This is a genomic window from Citrobacter sp. RHB25-C09, from assembly GCF_013836145.1.
In the GTDB taxonomy this organism is placed as follows: Bacteria; Pseudomonadota; Gammaproteobacteria; order Enterobacterales; family Enterobacteriaceae; genus Citrobacter_A.
Window position 1 is genome coordinate 4,182,893 of record NZ_CP057483.1, and the last position, 14,747, is coordinate 4,197,639.

The window sequence follows — 14,747 nt, forward strand, 5'->3', positions numbered from 1 at the left end:
TCCCCTTTCAGAAGCAGTTGAACATGTCAGAAATAGTAATTAAGGGATAGTGACCTCACCTTAAATTTTTGACGTGAAAAGCGGCAAATACGGTCAATTTTTCAAGAAAGGCCGGGAAAGATCCGGAAATGCGGGTGGCGTCACATCAACCGACCTGGCGCTTATTACTGGAAACTGTGAACGCTATCACGTTCATCTTTGCTTTCTTGCCAGCGCCCAATTTGCGCTGTCAGTAGCAAGAAGGTGAGCCATTACGAGGTTTTCTAGACTGGTTTCAATGAAAATCAGAAGGACCTTGTTATGACTTTTCGTCATTGTGTCGCAGTCGATCTCGGCGCCTCCAGCGGGCGCGTTATGCTGGCGCGTTATGACAGTGAACGCCGCACCCTGTCGCTGCGTGAAATCCACCGCTTCGTGAACTGCCTGCAAAAACAGGACGGTTTCGACACGTGGGATATCGACAGCCTGGAAGACGCTATCCGCCTTGGACTGGAAAAGGTCTGCGATGAGGGCATCCGCATTGACAGTATCGGCATTGATACCTGGGGTGTGGATTATGTCCTGCTGGATAAGCAGGGCCGGCGCGTCGGCTTACCTGTCTCCTATCGCGACAGCCGCACCACCGGCATTATGCAGCAGGCCCAGGAACAGCTCGGCAAATGCGATATCTATCAGCGCAGCGGGATCCAGTTCCTGCCGTTCAATACCCTGTACCAACTGCGCGCGCTGGTTGAACAGCAGCCGGAAGTGGTGCCACAAGTGGCACATGCCCTGCTGATCCCGGACTACTTCAGCTACCGCCTGACCGGCGAAATGAACTGGGAATATACCAACGCGACCACCACGCAACTGGTCAATATCAACAGCGATGACTGGGACGAAACGCTGCTGACGTGGACCGGGGCAGATAAAGCCTGGTTTGGCCGCCCGACGCATCCGGGTAATGTCATTGGCTACTGGATTTGTCCGCAGAAGAATCAGATCCCGGTGGTCGCCGTCGCCAGTCACGATACCGCCAGTGCCGTTATTGCCTCCCCACTGCAAGACACACACAGCGCCTATCTTTCCTCCGGCACCTGGTCGTTGATGGGGTTTGAAAGCAGAACGCCTTATACCGACGACACGGCGCTGGCAGCGAATATCACCAACGAAGGCGGTGCGGAAGGCCGCTATCGGGTGCTGAAAAACATCATGGGGCTGTGGCTTTTACAGCGCGTTTTAAAAGAGCGCCAAATTACCGATCTGCCCGCGCTGATCGCCGATACGCAGGCGCTAACGGCCTGCCGCTTCCTGATCAATCCCAATGACGACCGCTTTATTAACCCCGCCGATATGAGCGCCGAAATTCAGGCCGCCTGTCGCGAGTCGGGCCAGCCGTTGCCGGAAAGCGACGCGGAGCTGGCGCGCTGCATTTTCGACAGTCTGGCGCTGCTGTATGCAGACGTGCTGGAAGAGCTGGCCACCCTGCGCGGCGAAGCCTTTACCCAACTGCACATCGTCGGCGGCGGCTGCCAGAACGCCCTGCTGAACCAGCTTTGCGCCGATGCCTGCGGCATTCGCGTGATGGCCGGTCCGATTGAAGCCTCAACGCTTGGCAATATCGGCATTCAGCTGATGACGCTGGACGAACTGAATAATGTCGATGACTTCCGTCAGGTGGTCACCGCGAACTACAACCTGACCACGTTTACCCCCAATTCCGACAGTGAAATTGCCCGCTACGTCGCGCAGTTTCACTCAAAACGACAGACAAAGGAGCTTTGCGCATGACCACTCAACTGGAACAAGCCTGGGAACTGGCGAAACACCGTTTTGCCACGGTAGGTATTGATGTCGAGGAGGCTCTGCGCCAGCTCGATCGTCTGCCGGTATCCATGCACTGCTGGCAGGGCGACGACGTAGCCGGTTTCGAAAATCCGGAAGGTTCGCTCACCGGCGGCATTCAGGCGACAGGCAACTATCCGGGCAAAGCGCGTAACGCCACGGAGCTGCGCGCCGATCTGGAGCAGGCGCTGAGCCTGATTCCGGGGCCAAAACGCCTCAACCTGCACGCTATTTATCTGGAATCTGACACTCCGGTTTCCCGCGATCAAATCAAGCCGGAACACTTCAAAAACTGGGTGGATTGGGCAAAAGCCAACCAGCTAGGCCTGGACTTCAACCCGTCCTGCTTCTCGCATCCGCTGAGCGCTGACGGCTTCACGCTGGCGCACGCTGACGACAAAATCCGTCAATTCTGGATCGATCACTGCAAGGCCAGCCGTCGCGTTTCTGCGTACTTCGGTGAACAACTGGGTACCCCGTCGGTGATGAACATCTGGATCCCGGACGGCATGAAGGACATCACCGTTGACCGCTTAGCACCGCGCCAGCGTCTGCTGGAGGCGCTGGACGAGGTGATCAGCGAGAAATTCGACCCGGCGCATCACATCGACGCCGTGGAAAGCAAGCTGTTCGGTATTGGCGCGGAAAGCTATACCGTCGGCTCCAACGAGTTCTATATGGGCTACGCCACCAGCCGTCAGACCGCACTGTGCCTGGATGCCGGTCACTTCCATCCAACTGAAGTGATCTCCGACAAGATCTCAAGCGCGATGCTCTACGTGCCGCGCCTGCTGCTGCACGTCAGCCGTCCGGTACGTTGGGACAGCGACCACGTCGTGCTGCTGGATGACGAAACCCAGGCGATTGCCAGCGAGATTGTGCGCCACGACCTGTTCGACCGCGTACATATCGGCCTCGACTTCTTTGATGCTTCTATCAACCGTATCGCTGCATGGGTCATCGGCACCCGCAACATGAAAAAAGCCCTGTTGCGCGCCCTGCTGGAGCCAACAGAGCAACTGCGTCAACTGGAAGCCAGCGGCGATTACACCGCCCGTCTGGCGCTGCTGGAAGAGCAGAAATCTCTGCCGTGGCAGGCGGTATGGGAAATGTACTGCCAGCGCCACGACACGCCAGTCGGCAGCGAATGGCTGGAAAGCGTGCGTGCGTATGAGAAAGAGATTCTGAACAAACGTAGCTAAGCCTTTTTGCCGGATGACGGCTTCGCCTTATCCGGCCTACGAAACAAGCCATTCCAGGCCCGATAAGCGCAGCGCCATCGGGCATTTAAGTAAACAGGACACAAGACTATGCAGACTATTACTGATTCCTGGTTCGTCCAGGGAATGATTAAAGCCACCTCCGACGCCTGGCTGAAAGGCTGGGACGAGCGTAACGGCGGCAACCTGACGCTGCGCCTCGATGAAGCCGATATCGCGCCGTTCAGCGCCGATTTCCACGCTACGCCGCGCTATATCGCCCTCAGCCAGCCGATGCCGCAGTTAGCCAATACGCCGTTCATCGTGACCGGCTCCGGCAAATTCTTCCGCAACGTTCAGCTCGATCCAGCCGCGAACTTAGGCGTGGTGAAAGTGGACAGCGACGGTGCGGGCTACCACATTCTCTGGGGGCTGACCCACGAAGCGGTGCCAACCTCTGAACTTCCAGCGCACTTCCTCTCCCACTGCGAGCGCATCAAGGCGACTAACGGCAAAGACCGCGTGATTATGCACTGCCACGCCACTAACCTGATTGCCCTGACCTACGTGCTGGAAAACAGCACTGAGCTTTTCACCCGCAAGCTGTGGGAAGGCTCTACCGAGTGTCTGGTGGTCTTCCCGGACGGCGTAGGCATTCTGCCGTGGATGGTGCCGGGCACCGACGAGATCGGTCAGGCCACCGCGCAGGAAATGCAAAAGCATTCGCTGGTACTGTGGCCGTTCCACGGCGTATTCGGCAGTGGCCCGACGCTGGATGAAGCGTTCGGCCTGATCGACACCGCCGAGAAGTCCGCAGAAGTGTTAGTCAAAGTGCTGTCGATGGGCGGTATGAAGCAAACCATCAGCCGTGAAGAACTGATCGCGCTGGGTAAACGCTTTGGCGTCACCCCGCTCGCCAGTGCATTAGAACTGTATTAATAACAACATCGCGCCCCGCTCACTGAGACGGGGCGAACTCTGTCACCTGCAAACAATCATCACCCCTATCCTGTGGAGTAAAAGCAATGAATATAAAGAAAAGCTTGATCCTCACCGTTGCCGCTCTGGCGTTGTCCGGTTCCGCTTTAGCAGAAGTCAAAATCGCCCTCGTGGCAAAATCCCTCGGGAATGGATTCTTCGAAGCAGCGAACGTCGGCGCGCAGGAGGCGGCCAAAGAGATAGGTGATGTCAAAGTGATCTACACCGGTCCCACCACGACCACCGCCGAGGCACAGATTGAAGTGCTGAACGGACTGATCGCCCAGGGCGTCGATGCGATCGCGATTTCGGCTAACGATCCGGACGCCGTGGTGCCGGTGCTGAAAAAAGCGATGCAGCGCGGGATCAAAGTCGTGTCCTGGGATTCCGGCGTAGCGACCGCCGGTCGACAGATCCATCTTAATCCGTCGAATAACGCGCTGATTGGCGAAACCAACGTCAAGCTCGCCGCCGACGCGCTGAAGGCGCTGAATGTAGAAAAAGGCGATGTGGCGATTCTGAGCGCCACGCCGACCTCGACCAACCAGAATATCTGGATCGCCGAGATGAAAAAGGTGCTCCCGAAATACCCGTCCATCAACCTGGTGTCCGTAGCCTATGGTGACGATCTCTCCGACAAGAGCTACCGCGAAGCGGTGGGACTGCTTAAGTCTTATCCGGACCTGAAGGTGATTGTCTCCCCATCTTCCGTCGGCATTGTGGCGGCGGCACAGGCGGTGAAGGATCAGGGCAAAATCGGCAAAGTCTATGTGACAGGGCTGGGCTTACCCTCTGAAATGGCGGGCGCGGTGAAGTCCGGGGCGTCGAAGAGTTTTGCCATCTGGAACCCGATCGACCTTGGCTATGCGGCAACGTATCTGGCAGACGATCTGGTCAAAGGCACAGCCACCAAAACCGAAGCCAATATGGGCAAGCTGGGTAAGGTGAAACTGGATGCCGACGGCAATGGCGCAATGGCTGAGCCGTTCGTTTACGATGCCAGCAACATTGATAAGTTCTCCAAAATCTTTTGATGCGATTTGTAGACCGGATAAGCGTAGCGCCATCCGGCAAAAGGCGGGTGGCGCTGCCGCTTACCCGCCCTACAAATTCCCCTGTCCAGGAGAACTATCATGACCCCATTGCTACAGCTTGCTGGCATCACCAAAATATTCCCCGGCGTGCGCGCACTGGAAAACGTGCAGCTCGAACTCTGGCCCGGCAAAGTGACCGCCCTGGTGGGTGAAAATGGCGCGGGCAAATCGACGCTGGTCAAAGTGATGACCGGCATCTATCAGCCTGACGAGGGCGAAATCCTCTATAAGGCGATTCCCATTCATTTGCCCCAGCCGGAAGCAGCACACAAAGTCGGCATTACCGCCATTCATCAGGAAACCGTACTTTTTGATGAGCTGTCGGTCACCGAGAATATCTTCGTCGGCCAGTATTTGTATAAAGGCTTGCTCAAAACACTCGACTGGCCGGAAATGCACCGCCAGGCAGCGGCCATCCTCACCCGCCTCGATGTGCAGATTGATCCGCACGCCACGCTGAAAACCCTGAGTATCGCCCAGCGTCATATGGTCGCGATTGCCCGCGCCCTGTCGTTTGACGCCCAGGTGGTGATCCTCGACGAACCCACCGCCGCGCTCTCTCAGCATGAAATTCTCGATTTTTATCAAATTGTTGAGCGCCTGAAGCAGGAAGGCAAAGCGATTCTGTTTATCTCGCATAAGTTTGATGAAATCTTTGAGCTGGCGGATCACTACACCATTCTGCGCGACGGCGTTTTTGTCAGTTCTGGCAATATTCATGAGATTAGTGAAGAGCGGATGGTGGCGCAGATGGTCGGCCGCGCCATTACCCAGACCTTCCCGAAAACGGCCTGCGAACAGGGCGAAACGGTACTGGAGGTGAAAGACCTCTGCCACCCCACCGAGTTTGCTCATATCAACTTCAGCCTGAAAAAAGGCGAAATTCTGGGCTTTTACGGACTGGTCGGCGCGGGACGCACCGAGTTGATGCAGGCGCTTTCCGGCGTGTCGCGTCCCTCTTCGGGACAAATTGTGCTAAACGGGCACGTCGTTCACTTCCACCAGCCCGCCGACGCCATTCGCGCTGGCATTGTCTGCGTACCGGAAGAGCGGCAGAAACAGGGCGCGATCGTGGCAATGAGTATTGCCGAAAACATCAGCCTGCCGCAGCTCAGTAAACTGAACCCGCACGGGGTGCTCAACGCCGTGCGCGAATGGCAGTTGGCAGATGAGTACGCTAAGCGCCTGCAGGTGAAAGCCTTTAGCTGGCGGCAGGCGGTGGAAACGCTCTCCGGCGGTAATCAGCAAAAAGTGGTGATCGGCAAATGGCTCGCCACTCATCCGGACGTGATCATTCTCGATGAACCCACCAAAGGGATTGATATTGGCTCAAAGGCCGCGGTGCATCAGTTTATGTCTGAACTGGTCGCGCAGGGGCTGGCGGTCATTATGGTGTCATCTGAGCTGCCGGAAGTGATGGGCATGGCCGACCGGATTATTGTCATGCACGAAGGGCTGATTGTGGCGGAATACCGCGCCGGTGAAGCCACGGCGGAGGCCATTGTCAGCGCCGCCAGCGGCATCGGTAAGGAGGCAGCATAATGTTTCAACGCCTGCTTAAACATCGCGAAGCGCTGCTGGCTGGGGTGATCATCCTGATGATCGCCGCGATCGGCAGTCGCGTGCCGTCGTTTATCCGTCCGGGCAACCTGGTGGAAATTTTTAACGACACCTCGATTCTGATCATCCTCGCACTCGGGCAGATGATGGTGCTGCTCGCCAAAGGGATCGATCTGTCGATGGCCGCCAATCTGGCCCTCAGCGGCATGATCGTCGCCCTGCTCAATTTCCACCATCCGGAGATCCCCGTCTGGGCATTAATGCTGCTGGCGACCGTGTGCGGCCTAGTCATGGGCGTGATTAACGGTCTGCTGGTCTGGAAGCTCGGCATTCCGGCCATTGTGGTCACCCTCGGCACCATGAGTATTTACCGGGGCATTATCTTTTTGCTGTCAAACGGCGGCTGGATTAACTCGCATCAGATGAGCGATGGATTTCTCGCCCTGCCCCGCTTCGCTCTGCTGGGGATGCCGGTTCTGAGCTGGTGCGCCATCATCGCGCTTCTTGGGGTGAGCTACTTCCTGCGCTACAGCCGGACGGGACGGGCGCTATACACCGCCGGCGGAAATGCCACTGCGGCTTACTACACCGGCATTAACGCCGGAAAAATGCAGTTTATCAGCTTCTGTCTCTCTGGCGCCCTCGCGGGTTTTTGCGGCTATTTATGGATCTCCCGCTTTGCAGTCGCATATGTCGATGTGGCTAACGGTTTTGAATTACAGGTCGTGGCAGCCTGTGTGATCGGAGGGATCAGTACGATGGGAGGCATCGGTCGTGTTCTCGGCTGCCTGTGCGGTGCGCTGTTCCTCGGCGTCATCAATAACGCGTTGCCCGTGATTGGCATCTCGCCTTTCTGGCAGATGGCCATATCCGGCGCAGTGATTGTGGTTGCCGTGCTGCTCAATGAGCGCAGCAACAAGCGCAAAGGTCGCTTGATTCTGCGTAATGCAGCGCTGGTACGACAAAAACAGGCGGTGTCCCATGAGTAAAGCGATGACATCTGAAGCGATAAAACGCGCTCCCGACACGCGCGCGGTCTGGCAGCGCCTGCTGTGCTGGGAAGGCTTTCTGCTGGCCGTCACGCTGGCAGTGTTTATCGTCAACGTACTGGCCTCACCCTACTTCCTCAATATCTGGAACCTGTCCGACGCGACGTTCAATTTCACCGAAAAAGCGATCATCGTGCTGCCAATGGCGATGCTGATTATCGCCCGTGAAATCGACCTCTCGGTGGCTTCGACGCTGGCGCTAAGTTCAACGGCAATGGGATTCTGTGCCGCTGCCGGCATGGACACGCCGCTGCTGGTCTGCATCGGGCTGGGAACCGGACTGCTGTGTGGGCTGTTGAACGGAATTCTGGTGACGCGGTTTAACCTCTCGTCAATTGTCATCACCATCGGCACCATGAGTCTGTATCGCGGCATCACTTATATTTTGCTCGGCGACCAGGCGCTGAACGCGTATCCGGAAAGCTTTGCCTGGTTTGGCCAGGGTTACGTCTGGGGGGCGCTGTCATTTGAGTTCGCGCTGTTCATCGTGCTGGCGATCGCGTTCGCGTTTCTGCTGCACAAAACCAACTTTGGCCGCCGGACCTATGCCATTGGCAATAATCCGGTCGGCGCGTGGTATTCCGGCATTAACGTCAAACGCCACAACCTGATTTTGTTCGCGCTGGTCGGACTGATGGCCGGGCTTGCGGCGGTGTTACTGACCTCGCGGTTGGGAAGCACCCGCCCCACCATCGCGTTGGGCTGGGAGCTGGCCGTGGTGACGATGGCGGTGCTGGGCGGCGTTAATATTCTCGGCGGTTCCGGCAGCATGACAGGTGTCATTATTGCCGCGTTCCTGATGGGGCTGGTGACCTTCGGCCTGAGCCTGCTCAACGTGCCGGGTATCGTGATGTCCATCATCATCGGCGCGATGCTGATTGTGGTAATTTCACTTCCGATTATCACCCGCCGAATTTTGCAACGAAGACGGATCTAAATGTCGGGTAACGCGATGTTTACCTGGCATAAATTCAAAGTAATCAAGGAGAAAATACGATGAGCTTTATGCTGGCACTTCCTAAAATCAGCCTGCACGGTGCAGGGGCGATTGGCGATATGGTCAACCTGGTTGCTAACAAGCAGTGGGGGAAAGCGCTGATTGTCACCGACGGACAACTGGTGAAACTGGGGCTGCTCGACAGTCTGTTCGCTGCGCTGGACGCACATCAGATGTCTTATCACCTGTTCGACGAGGTATTCCCGAACCCGACCGAAGCACTGGTGCAAAAAGGCTACGCGGCCTACCAGGATGCGAACTGTGATTACATCATTGCATTTGGCGGCGGCAGCCCAATCGACACCGCCAAAGCGGTGAAAATCCTGACCGCCAACCCGGCGCCGTCTACCGCCTATTCCGGCGTGGGCAAAGTGAAAAACCCAGGCGTGCCGCTGGTTGCTATTAACACCACCGCCGGTACCGCCGCCGAGATGACCAGCAACGCGGTGATTATCGATTCCGGGCGTCAGGTTAAAGAAGTGATCATTGATCCAAACATCATTCCGGACATCGCGGTGGATGACGCCAGCGTGATGCTGGAAATCCCGGCCTCTGTAACAGCAGCGACCGGGATGGATGCGCTGACTCACGCGATTGAAGCCTACGTTTCCGTGGGCGCGCACCCGCTCACCGACGCGAACGCGCTGGAAGCCATTCGTCTGATCAACCTGTGGCTGCCAAAAGCGGTCGATGATGGTCATAACATGGAAGCGCGCGAGCAGATGGCGTTTGGTCAGTATCTGGCAGGTATGGCGTTTAACAGTGCCGGTCTGGGCCTGGTGCACGCGCTGGCGCACCAGCCGGGTGCGACCCACAACCTGCCGCACGGCGTGTGTAACGCGATTCTGCTGCCGATCATTGAGAACTTCAACCGCCCGAACGCGGTAACTCGCTTTGCGCGCGTGGCGCAGGCAATGGGCGTTGATACCCGTGGCATGAGCGATGAAGCAGCCAGCATGGAAGCGATCAACGCCATTCGTGCGCTGAGCAAGCGTGTAGGTATTCCGGAAGGGTTCAGCCAGCTCGGCGTGACCAAAGAGGATATCGAAGGCTGGCTGGACAAAGCGCTGGCTGACCCGTGTGCGCCATGCAACCCGCGAACTGCCAGCCGTGATGAAGTGCGCGAGCTGTACCTGGAGGCGTTATGATCCGCAAAGCATTCGTGATGCAGGTGAATGCCGACGCGCACGAAGAGTATGAGCGCCGTCATAACCCCATCTGGCCGGAACTGGAAGCAGTGTTGAAAGCGCATGGCGCACATCACTACGCAATCTATCTCGATAAGGCGCGCAACCTGCTGTTCGCCACGGTAGAGATAGAGTCCGAAGAGCGCTGGAATGCGGTCGCGAATACTGAGGTGTGTCAGCGCTGGTGGAAGTTTATGCGCGACGTGATGCCCGCTAATCCGGATAACAGCCCGGTCAGCGCGGAGCTGAAAGAGGTGTTTTACCTCGAGTAACAGGCGGAAGTTGTAATATCGTAGGCCTGATAAGCGAAGCGCCATCAGGCAAAACTTCGCCGGATGGCGACGCTAACGCGTCTTATCCGGCCTACACGTCTGGACACTGTTTTAGCCCGGTAGGCGTCAGCGCCACCGGGCATTATCCTGGCCCAGGGCTGTTAGACTCAGTGTTCCAGCGCTAAATGTTGTGTTTTAGCGAAACCGTTATTTGGCACTAATAATAAGCCGATCGCTAACGACAATGTTGTCTCTTCATGTATTTGCTTCCCCTGAAATAAAAAATATTCCGCTTTTTACGGTATGAATTCCCACAAAGGAATAAAAAACAGTTAACTTAACTACTCTCTCTATTTAATAACACCTCGATTAAAACCACCAACGATGCATATTCTACCACGACAGTTAAACGAACGAGCCACACTATCATTTTGATTTCGAAGAGAAAATAAAAGGTTTTTCAGTTCGTAGGCATATAACCAAAGTGAGAGATTAACGACATATCATAAAAACAAATAAATATAATTTGTTCTACGCTATAATCCCGGATTATAGTTCAGCGTGGCCCTGATAAAACCCCGCTTTTATTATTTGATATGGATAATGTATGAAGCACTTCTTCTCGTGTCTCAAGGCAGACACCATCAAAGCGATATTTCTGGTTTGCCTTGCGGTGGGCGTGGTCGGGATGTCCTACGGCTCGCTGGCGATGGCCTATGGCTTCCCGGTGTGGGTGCCGTTTGTACTCTCCATATTTGTGCTGGCGGGCGCTTCGGAATTTATGTTCATCGGCATTGTTGCCAGCGGCGGCAATCCGTTAGCGGCAGCGGCCGCCGGTTTGCTGGTCAACGCCCGGCACGTGCCGTTTGGCGTGACGGTGCGCGATCTGGTCGGCACCCGCGCTGCTGGTTTTTTCGGCTGCCACATTATGAACGATGAAAGCGTCGTGTTTGGTCTGTCGCAGAAAACCCTGGCGCAACGTAAAGCCGCCTACTGGCTCTGCGGATTAGGTGTGGCGATCCTCTGGCCGCTCGGCACGATGCTGGGCACGGTAGTCGGGCAACTGCTGCCCGCGCCGGAAACCATCGGGCTGGATGCCGTTTTCCCGGCGATTTTGCTCGCGCTCGTCGTTCCGGCATTTAAAAACCGCACGACGCTAATTCGTGGTCTGAGCGGTGCCGCCGTGTCGCTCGCCGCCGTGCCCTTTGCCCCGGTCGGTATGCCGGTGCTGCTTTCGTTACTGGGTTTACTGGCGAGGAAAAAATAATGGGCGACATGACGCTGTTTATCCTCGGTATCGCGATTTTATCAGCAGGCACTTACTTAATGCGCCTCGGCGGGGCGAAACTGGGCAATCGTCTGGCGCTGTCAGAACGGTCGCAGGCCATGCTTTCCGACGCCGCGACGATCCTGCTGTTTTCCGTCGCCCTGGCGACGACTTTCTATGAAGGTGAACATTTTGCGGGAATGGCTCGCGTTCTGGGCGTGGCCTTCGCGGTGTTTCTTGCCTGGCGAAAGATGCCGCTTATCGTGGTGATTATTGCTGCGGCGGTTGTCACCGCGTTGTTGCGGCTGGCAGGTCTACATTAACCAATAATCTGATGAGTCAGGGATAGCACCTGGCTCTATATTCTATTTATTTCAATTATTATCATTCCCTCTGCATTTAAATATAAATTCTGGAAAGCAAAATCCAGACGATTCTTATCAAATGCAACCCAGCTACCCGCTACTGGAATAACGAGCCAGAAGCCAGGGCATTTACAGCCAATTCTTTTACGCTTAAATACCCCATCGTCATAATATATAGTTAAAAAATCACATTATTAATCATTCGATTTATTTAAAGCGAAATAACGCTATTTTCAAAGGGCAATATTTTCTCTATCTTAGGAAAAAACAAAATATTTACTTCACTCAGGAAAGAAATATCTCCGCTGATAACGTGAAAACAAGGACTATCTAAAGTGAAAAGATCCTTCACCCTTTCAAAATTAGCTCTGATACTGAGCATACTTCTTACCACAACATCCTGGCCTGCTTTTGCAGAATATAATAAGTCTATTAATAATGACGTTTTAAATGTTAGGGAGAACATTTTTGTCGACAGTTTAAATGTAGTTGAGAAGGAAGCCAATTATTACGGAGATGTCACGGTTAACAGTAACAAAGGGCCAAATCCTGTAGCCATGTCGATGTTTGGAATAGTTGTTGATGGTGACGCGGTACAGTTTCTTGGAAAGACCGCTGTCAATGTGGTCAGAAGTTTTAACCCGGATTATAACTTTTACCAAAATGTCATCGGGGTTTATCTGCGCGATCCTCTTCCATCACTTGGAGATACGCAGGGGAAACGTGTTTTCAAGGATTTAACCATCACCGGCCATCATGCCGCCTTCCCTGTTCCCGAAGGCGAAGGGCCGATTTACGGTATTTACTATTTAGGGGAAGTGGGCAATACCGATCTCTCGGTGCAGAAACTGAATATTGATCTCTCGGGGGCTTATATGGTGGAGGGCATTTCCCTGCGAGATTATTCAAGGCAGGGAACCTCAAAGTTCCGCTTTGGCGATGTCTATATGCAGCTTACAGGCGATAAAGACACGAGAATTAATGGCTTTGCGGTGTCGTACGATACTGAAATACAATCTGATGGCACATTTTTAGATTTCGAATGGGATCCAGATATTGTTGTCAATAATATCAATATCCAGACCATTGGCGGCAATTCTGTCACGCTATTAGATAATGTGACTGCCCGTTTCACAGGCAATGTTATCCTGGGTAGTCAGGCGGCATATGATGCTGCAAATGATTACGTCGCCATTTATGGTTCAAGTTTAACGCCACGTGCCACAAATATTATTGATAACAATCGATTTATGGCATGGGGAAGAATGATTGCCCGGAATAATTACGCAATCAATATTGTTACGGGAGATCATTCGTATTTCCATGGCCAAACAGGGTTGGGCTATGATCAAGGTTATCCGAAAGGAACGATTAACCTGACGTTAAAGGGAAGCAATAGCCGTTGGGACTTGGTGAGAAATTCCGAACTGACTAATCTGACGCTGAAAGATTCCACTCTGAATTTTATGCATGCTGTTGCCGACTCACAGGACAGCCCATCAATAACAGAGGCCGCCTGGTACAAGACGCTTACCATAGCAAACGATTATCACGGTGATAACGGCACGATCATCATGAATGCCAATCTGGGCGGTGATTATTCCTCAACAGACAAATTAGTGGTGAAGGGTTCCACCAGCGGTATCACCAATGTGAAGGTGAATAATATCGGTGGTAAGGGCGCGGAAACCATTAATGGGATCAGATTGATCACCGTAGAAGGGGCTTCTGAGGGGATCTTCAAACAGGTCGGGCGTATCGTTGCGGGCGCGTATGATTACGTGCTGCATAAAGGCAGCGACGCCCAGAACTGGTATCTGAGCAGTAAAGTCTCGCCGCCGGAGTCAGAGCTGATTGTTGAACCTCCGCCGGCTCCTTTACCACAACCCCAACCTCCCCAACAACCCGATAACGACGTTGACGGAATACGTCCAGAAGCCGCGCTATACGGCACTAACCTGGCAGCGGCGAATACCCTGTTTAACTCCCGTCTGCATGACCGTCTGGGTGAAACTCATTACGTCGATGCGCTGACTGGTGAGAAAGCGGTGACCAGCATGTGGTTGCGTAACGTTGGTGGACATACTCGTCAGCGCGACAGCAGCGGGCAGATGAACATCCAGAGTAATCGTTACGTGATGCAGCTTGGCGGCGATCTCGCGCAGTGGTGCAGTACAGAAACTGACCGTTTCCATTTAGGGTTGATGGCAGGGTATGCCAACCAGAAGAGTCGTACGAGAAACCAGCTTACTGGTCATCGCGCCCGCAGCACTATCAACGGTTACAGCGTGGGTTTGTACGGTACCTGGCTGGAAGATAACGATACCTACGAAGGCGCGCATGTTGACACCTGGCTGCAATACAGTTGGTTTAATAACACCGTTGCTGCAGATGAAGTGGCAAGCGAGAAGTATAAGTCGAAGGGGTTCACCGCCTCTGTTGAATCTGGCTACACCTGGAGGGTTGCGGAGTTAAGCGAGCGTAGCGTTTTGTACGTTCAGCCAAAAGCGCAGGTGACCTGGATGGGTGTGAAGGCGGACAATCACCGGGAAGTTAACGGTACCCGCGTTGAGGGTCGCGGCGATGGCAATATTCAAACCCGCATGGGTGTACGCCTGTTCGGCAAGGGTCACAACAAGCTGGATGACGGTAATGACCGCACCTTCCAGCCTTTTGTGGAAACAAACTGGATCCACAACACTAAAAACTTCGCTACGTCGCTGGATGACCAGAAGGTGAGCCTGGCGGGCAGTCGTAATATCGCAGAAGTGAAAGCCGGTGTTGAAGGGCTACTGACAAAAAACGTTGCGCTGTGGGGGAATATTGCTCAGCAAGTGGGTGATGAAGGCTACAGTGATGCTTCCGCGACGCTGGGTGTGAAAGCCTCGTTCTGATGACTTTTGCCTGATGGCGCTGCGCTTATCAGGCCTACGTGTTGTAGGCCGGATAAGGCGC

Annotated in this window: 12 protein-coding genes; all 12 read left to right on the top strand. The window is 54.5% G+C overall.

The window, feature by feature from the left end; all coding sequences use genetic code 11:
- Nucleotides 1-300: 300 nt before the first annotated feature.
- Nucleotides 301-1,770, top strand: a complete 1,470-nt coding sequence (rhaB, locus tag HVY19_RS19760; RefSeq protein WP_181682269.1) for a rhamnulokinase — start codon at nt 301-303, stop codon at nt 1,768-1,770.
- Entirely contained in the window at nt 1,767-3,026 is a 1,260-nt protein-coding gene (gene rhaA, locus HVY19_RS19765) for an L-rhamnose isomerase (protein WP_181682270.1), read from the top strand. The genes rhaB and rhaA overlap by 4 nt, the downstream gene beginning before the upstream one ends.
- 108 nt (nt 3,027-3,134) lie before the next feature.
- The gene (rhaD, locus tag HVY19_RS19770; RefSeq protein WP_181682271.1) at nt 3,135-3,962 is read left to right on the top strand and encodes a rhamnulose-1-phosphate aldolase; all 828 of its coding nucleotides are present in this window, start codon (nt 3,135-3,137) and stop codon (nt 3,960-3,962) included.
- An 86-nt stretch (nt 3,963-4,048) separates the two neighbouring features.
- Complete coding sequence (gene rhaS, locus HVY19_RS19775; protein ID WP_181682272.1) at nt 4,049-5,035, top strand: rhamnose ABC transporter substrate-binding protein; 987 nt, start codon at nt 4,049-4,051, stop codon at nt 5,033-5,035.
- A 99-nt stretch (nt 5,036-5,134) separates the two neighbouring features.
- Complete coding sequence (locus tag HVY19_RS19780) at nt 5,135-6,637, top strand: sugar ABC transporter ATP-binding protein (RefSeq protein ID WP_181682273.1); 1,503 nt, start codon at nt 5,135-5,137, stop codon at nt 6,635-6,637.
- Entirely contained in the window at nt 6,637-7,644 is a 1,008-nt protein-coding gene (locus tag HVY19_RS19785) for an ABC transporter permease (protein ID WP_181682274.1), read from the top strand. The genes HVY19_RS19780 and HVY19_RS19785 overlap by 1 nt, the downstream gene beginning before the upstream one ends.
- The gene (locus tag HVY19_RS19790) at nt 7,637-8,641 is read left to right on the top strand and encodes an ABC transporter permease (RefSeq protein ID WP_181682275.1); all 1,005 of its coding nucleotides are present in this window, start codon (nt 7,637-7,639) and stop codon (nt 8,639-8,641) included. The genes HVY19_RS19785 and HVY19_RS19790 overlap by 8 nt, the downstream gene beginning before the upstream one ends.
- A 59-nt stretch (nt 8,642-8,700) precedes the next feature.
- Nucleotides 8,701-9,849 (top strand): lactaldehyde reductase, encoded by a 1,149-nt coding sequence (gene fucO, locus HVY19_RS19795; protein WP_181682276.1) that lies wholly within the window; start codon nt 8,701-8,703, stop codon nt 9,847-9,849.
- On the top strand, nt 9,846-10,160 hold the full coding sequence (rhaM, locus tag HVY19_RS19800) for an L-rhamnose mutarotase (protein ID WP_181682277.1): 315 nt from the start codon (nt 9,846-9,848) through the stop codon (nt 10,158-10,160). Before fucO ends, rhaM begins: the two co-directional genes overlap by 4 nt.
- 607 nt (nt 10,161-10,767) lie before the next feature.
- Nucleotides 10,768-11,427 (top strand): AzlC family ABC transporter permease, encoded by a 660-nt coding sequence (locus HVY19_RS19805; RefSeq protein ID WP_181682278.1) that lies wholly within the window; start codon nt 10,768-10,770, stop codon nt 11,425-11,427.
- Nucleotides 11,427-11,750, top strand: coding sequence for an AzlD domain-containing protein (locus tag HVY19_RS19810; RefSeq protein ID WP_181682279.1), 324 nt, complete (start codon nt 11,427-11,429; stop codon nt 11,748-11,750). Before HVY19_RS19805 ends, HVY19_RS19810 begins: the two co-directional genes overlap by 1 nt.
- Nucleotides 11,751-12,127: 377 nt before the next feature.
- Nucleotides 12,128-14,686, top strand: coding sequence for an autotransporter outer membrane beta-barrel domain-containing protein (locus HVY19_RS19815; RefSeq protein ID WP_249419094.1), 2,559 nt, complete (start codon nt 12,128-12,130; stop codon nt 14,684-14,686).
- The last annotated feature ends 61 nt before the right edge of the window (nt 14,687-14,747 follow it).

What these genes read in the sequence shown, in the direction of transcription:
- rhaB (WP_181682269.1), top strand. Translation starts at nt 301, where the DNA reads ATGACTTTTCGTCATTGTGTCGCAGTCGATCTCGGCGCCTCCAGCGGG.
- rhaA (WP_181682270.1), top strand. Translation starts at nt 1,767, where the DNA reads ATGACCACTCAACTGGAACAAGCCTGGGAACTGGCGAAACACCGTTTT.
- rhaD (WP_181682271.1), top strand. Translation starts at nt 3,135, where the DNA reads ATGCAGACTATTACTGATTCCTGGTTCGTCCAGGGAATGATTAAAGCC.
- rhaS (WP_181682272.1), top strand. Translation starts at nt 4,049, where the DNA reads ATGAATATAAAGAAAAGCTTGATCCTCACCGTTGCCGCTCTGGCGTTG.
- HVY19_RS19780 (WP_181682273.1), top strand. Translation starts at nt 5,135, where the DNA reads ATGACCCCATTGCTACAGCTTGCTGGCATCACCAAAATATTCCCCGGC.
- HVY19_RS19785 (WP_181682274.1), top strand. Translation starts at nt 6,637, where the DNA reads ATGTTTCAACGCCTGCTTAAACATCGCGAAGCGCTGCTGGCTGGGGTG.
- HVY19_RS19790 (WP_181682275.1), top strand. Translation starts at nt 7,637, where the DNA reads ATGAGTAAAGCGATGACATCTGAAGCGATAAAACGCGCTCCCGACACG.
- fucO (WP_181682276.1), top strand. Translation starts at nt 8,701, where the DNA reads ATGAGCTTTATGCTGGCACTTCCTAAAATCAGCCTGCACGGTGCAGGG.
- rhaM (WP_181682277.1), top strand. Translation starts at nt 9,846, where the DNA reads ATGATCCGCAAAGCATTCGTGATGCAGGTGAATGCCGACGCGCACGAA.
- HVY19_RS19805 (WP_181682278.1), top strand. Translation starts at nt 10,768, where the DNA reads ATGAAGCACTTCTTCTCGTGTCTCAAGGCAGACACCATCAAAGCGATA.
- HVY19_RS19810 (WP_181682279.1), top strand. Translation starts at nt 11,427, where the DNA reads ATGGGCGACATGACGCTGTTTATCCTCGGTATCGCGATTTTATCAGCA.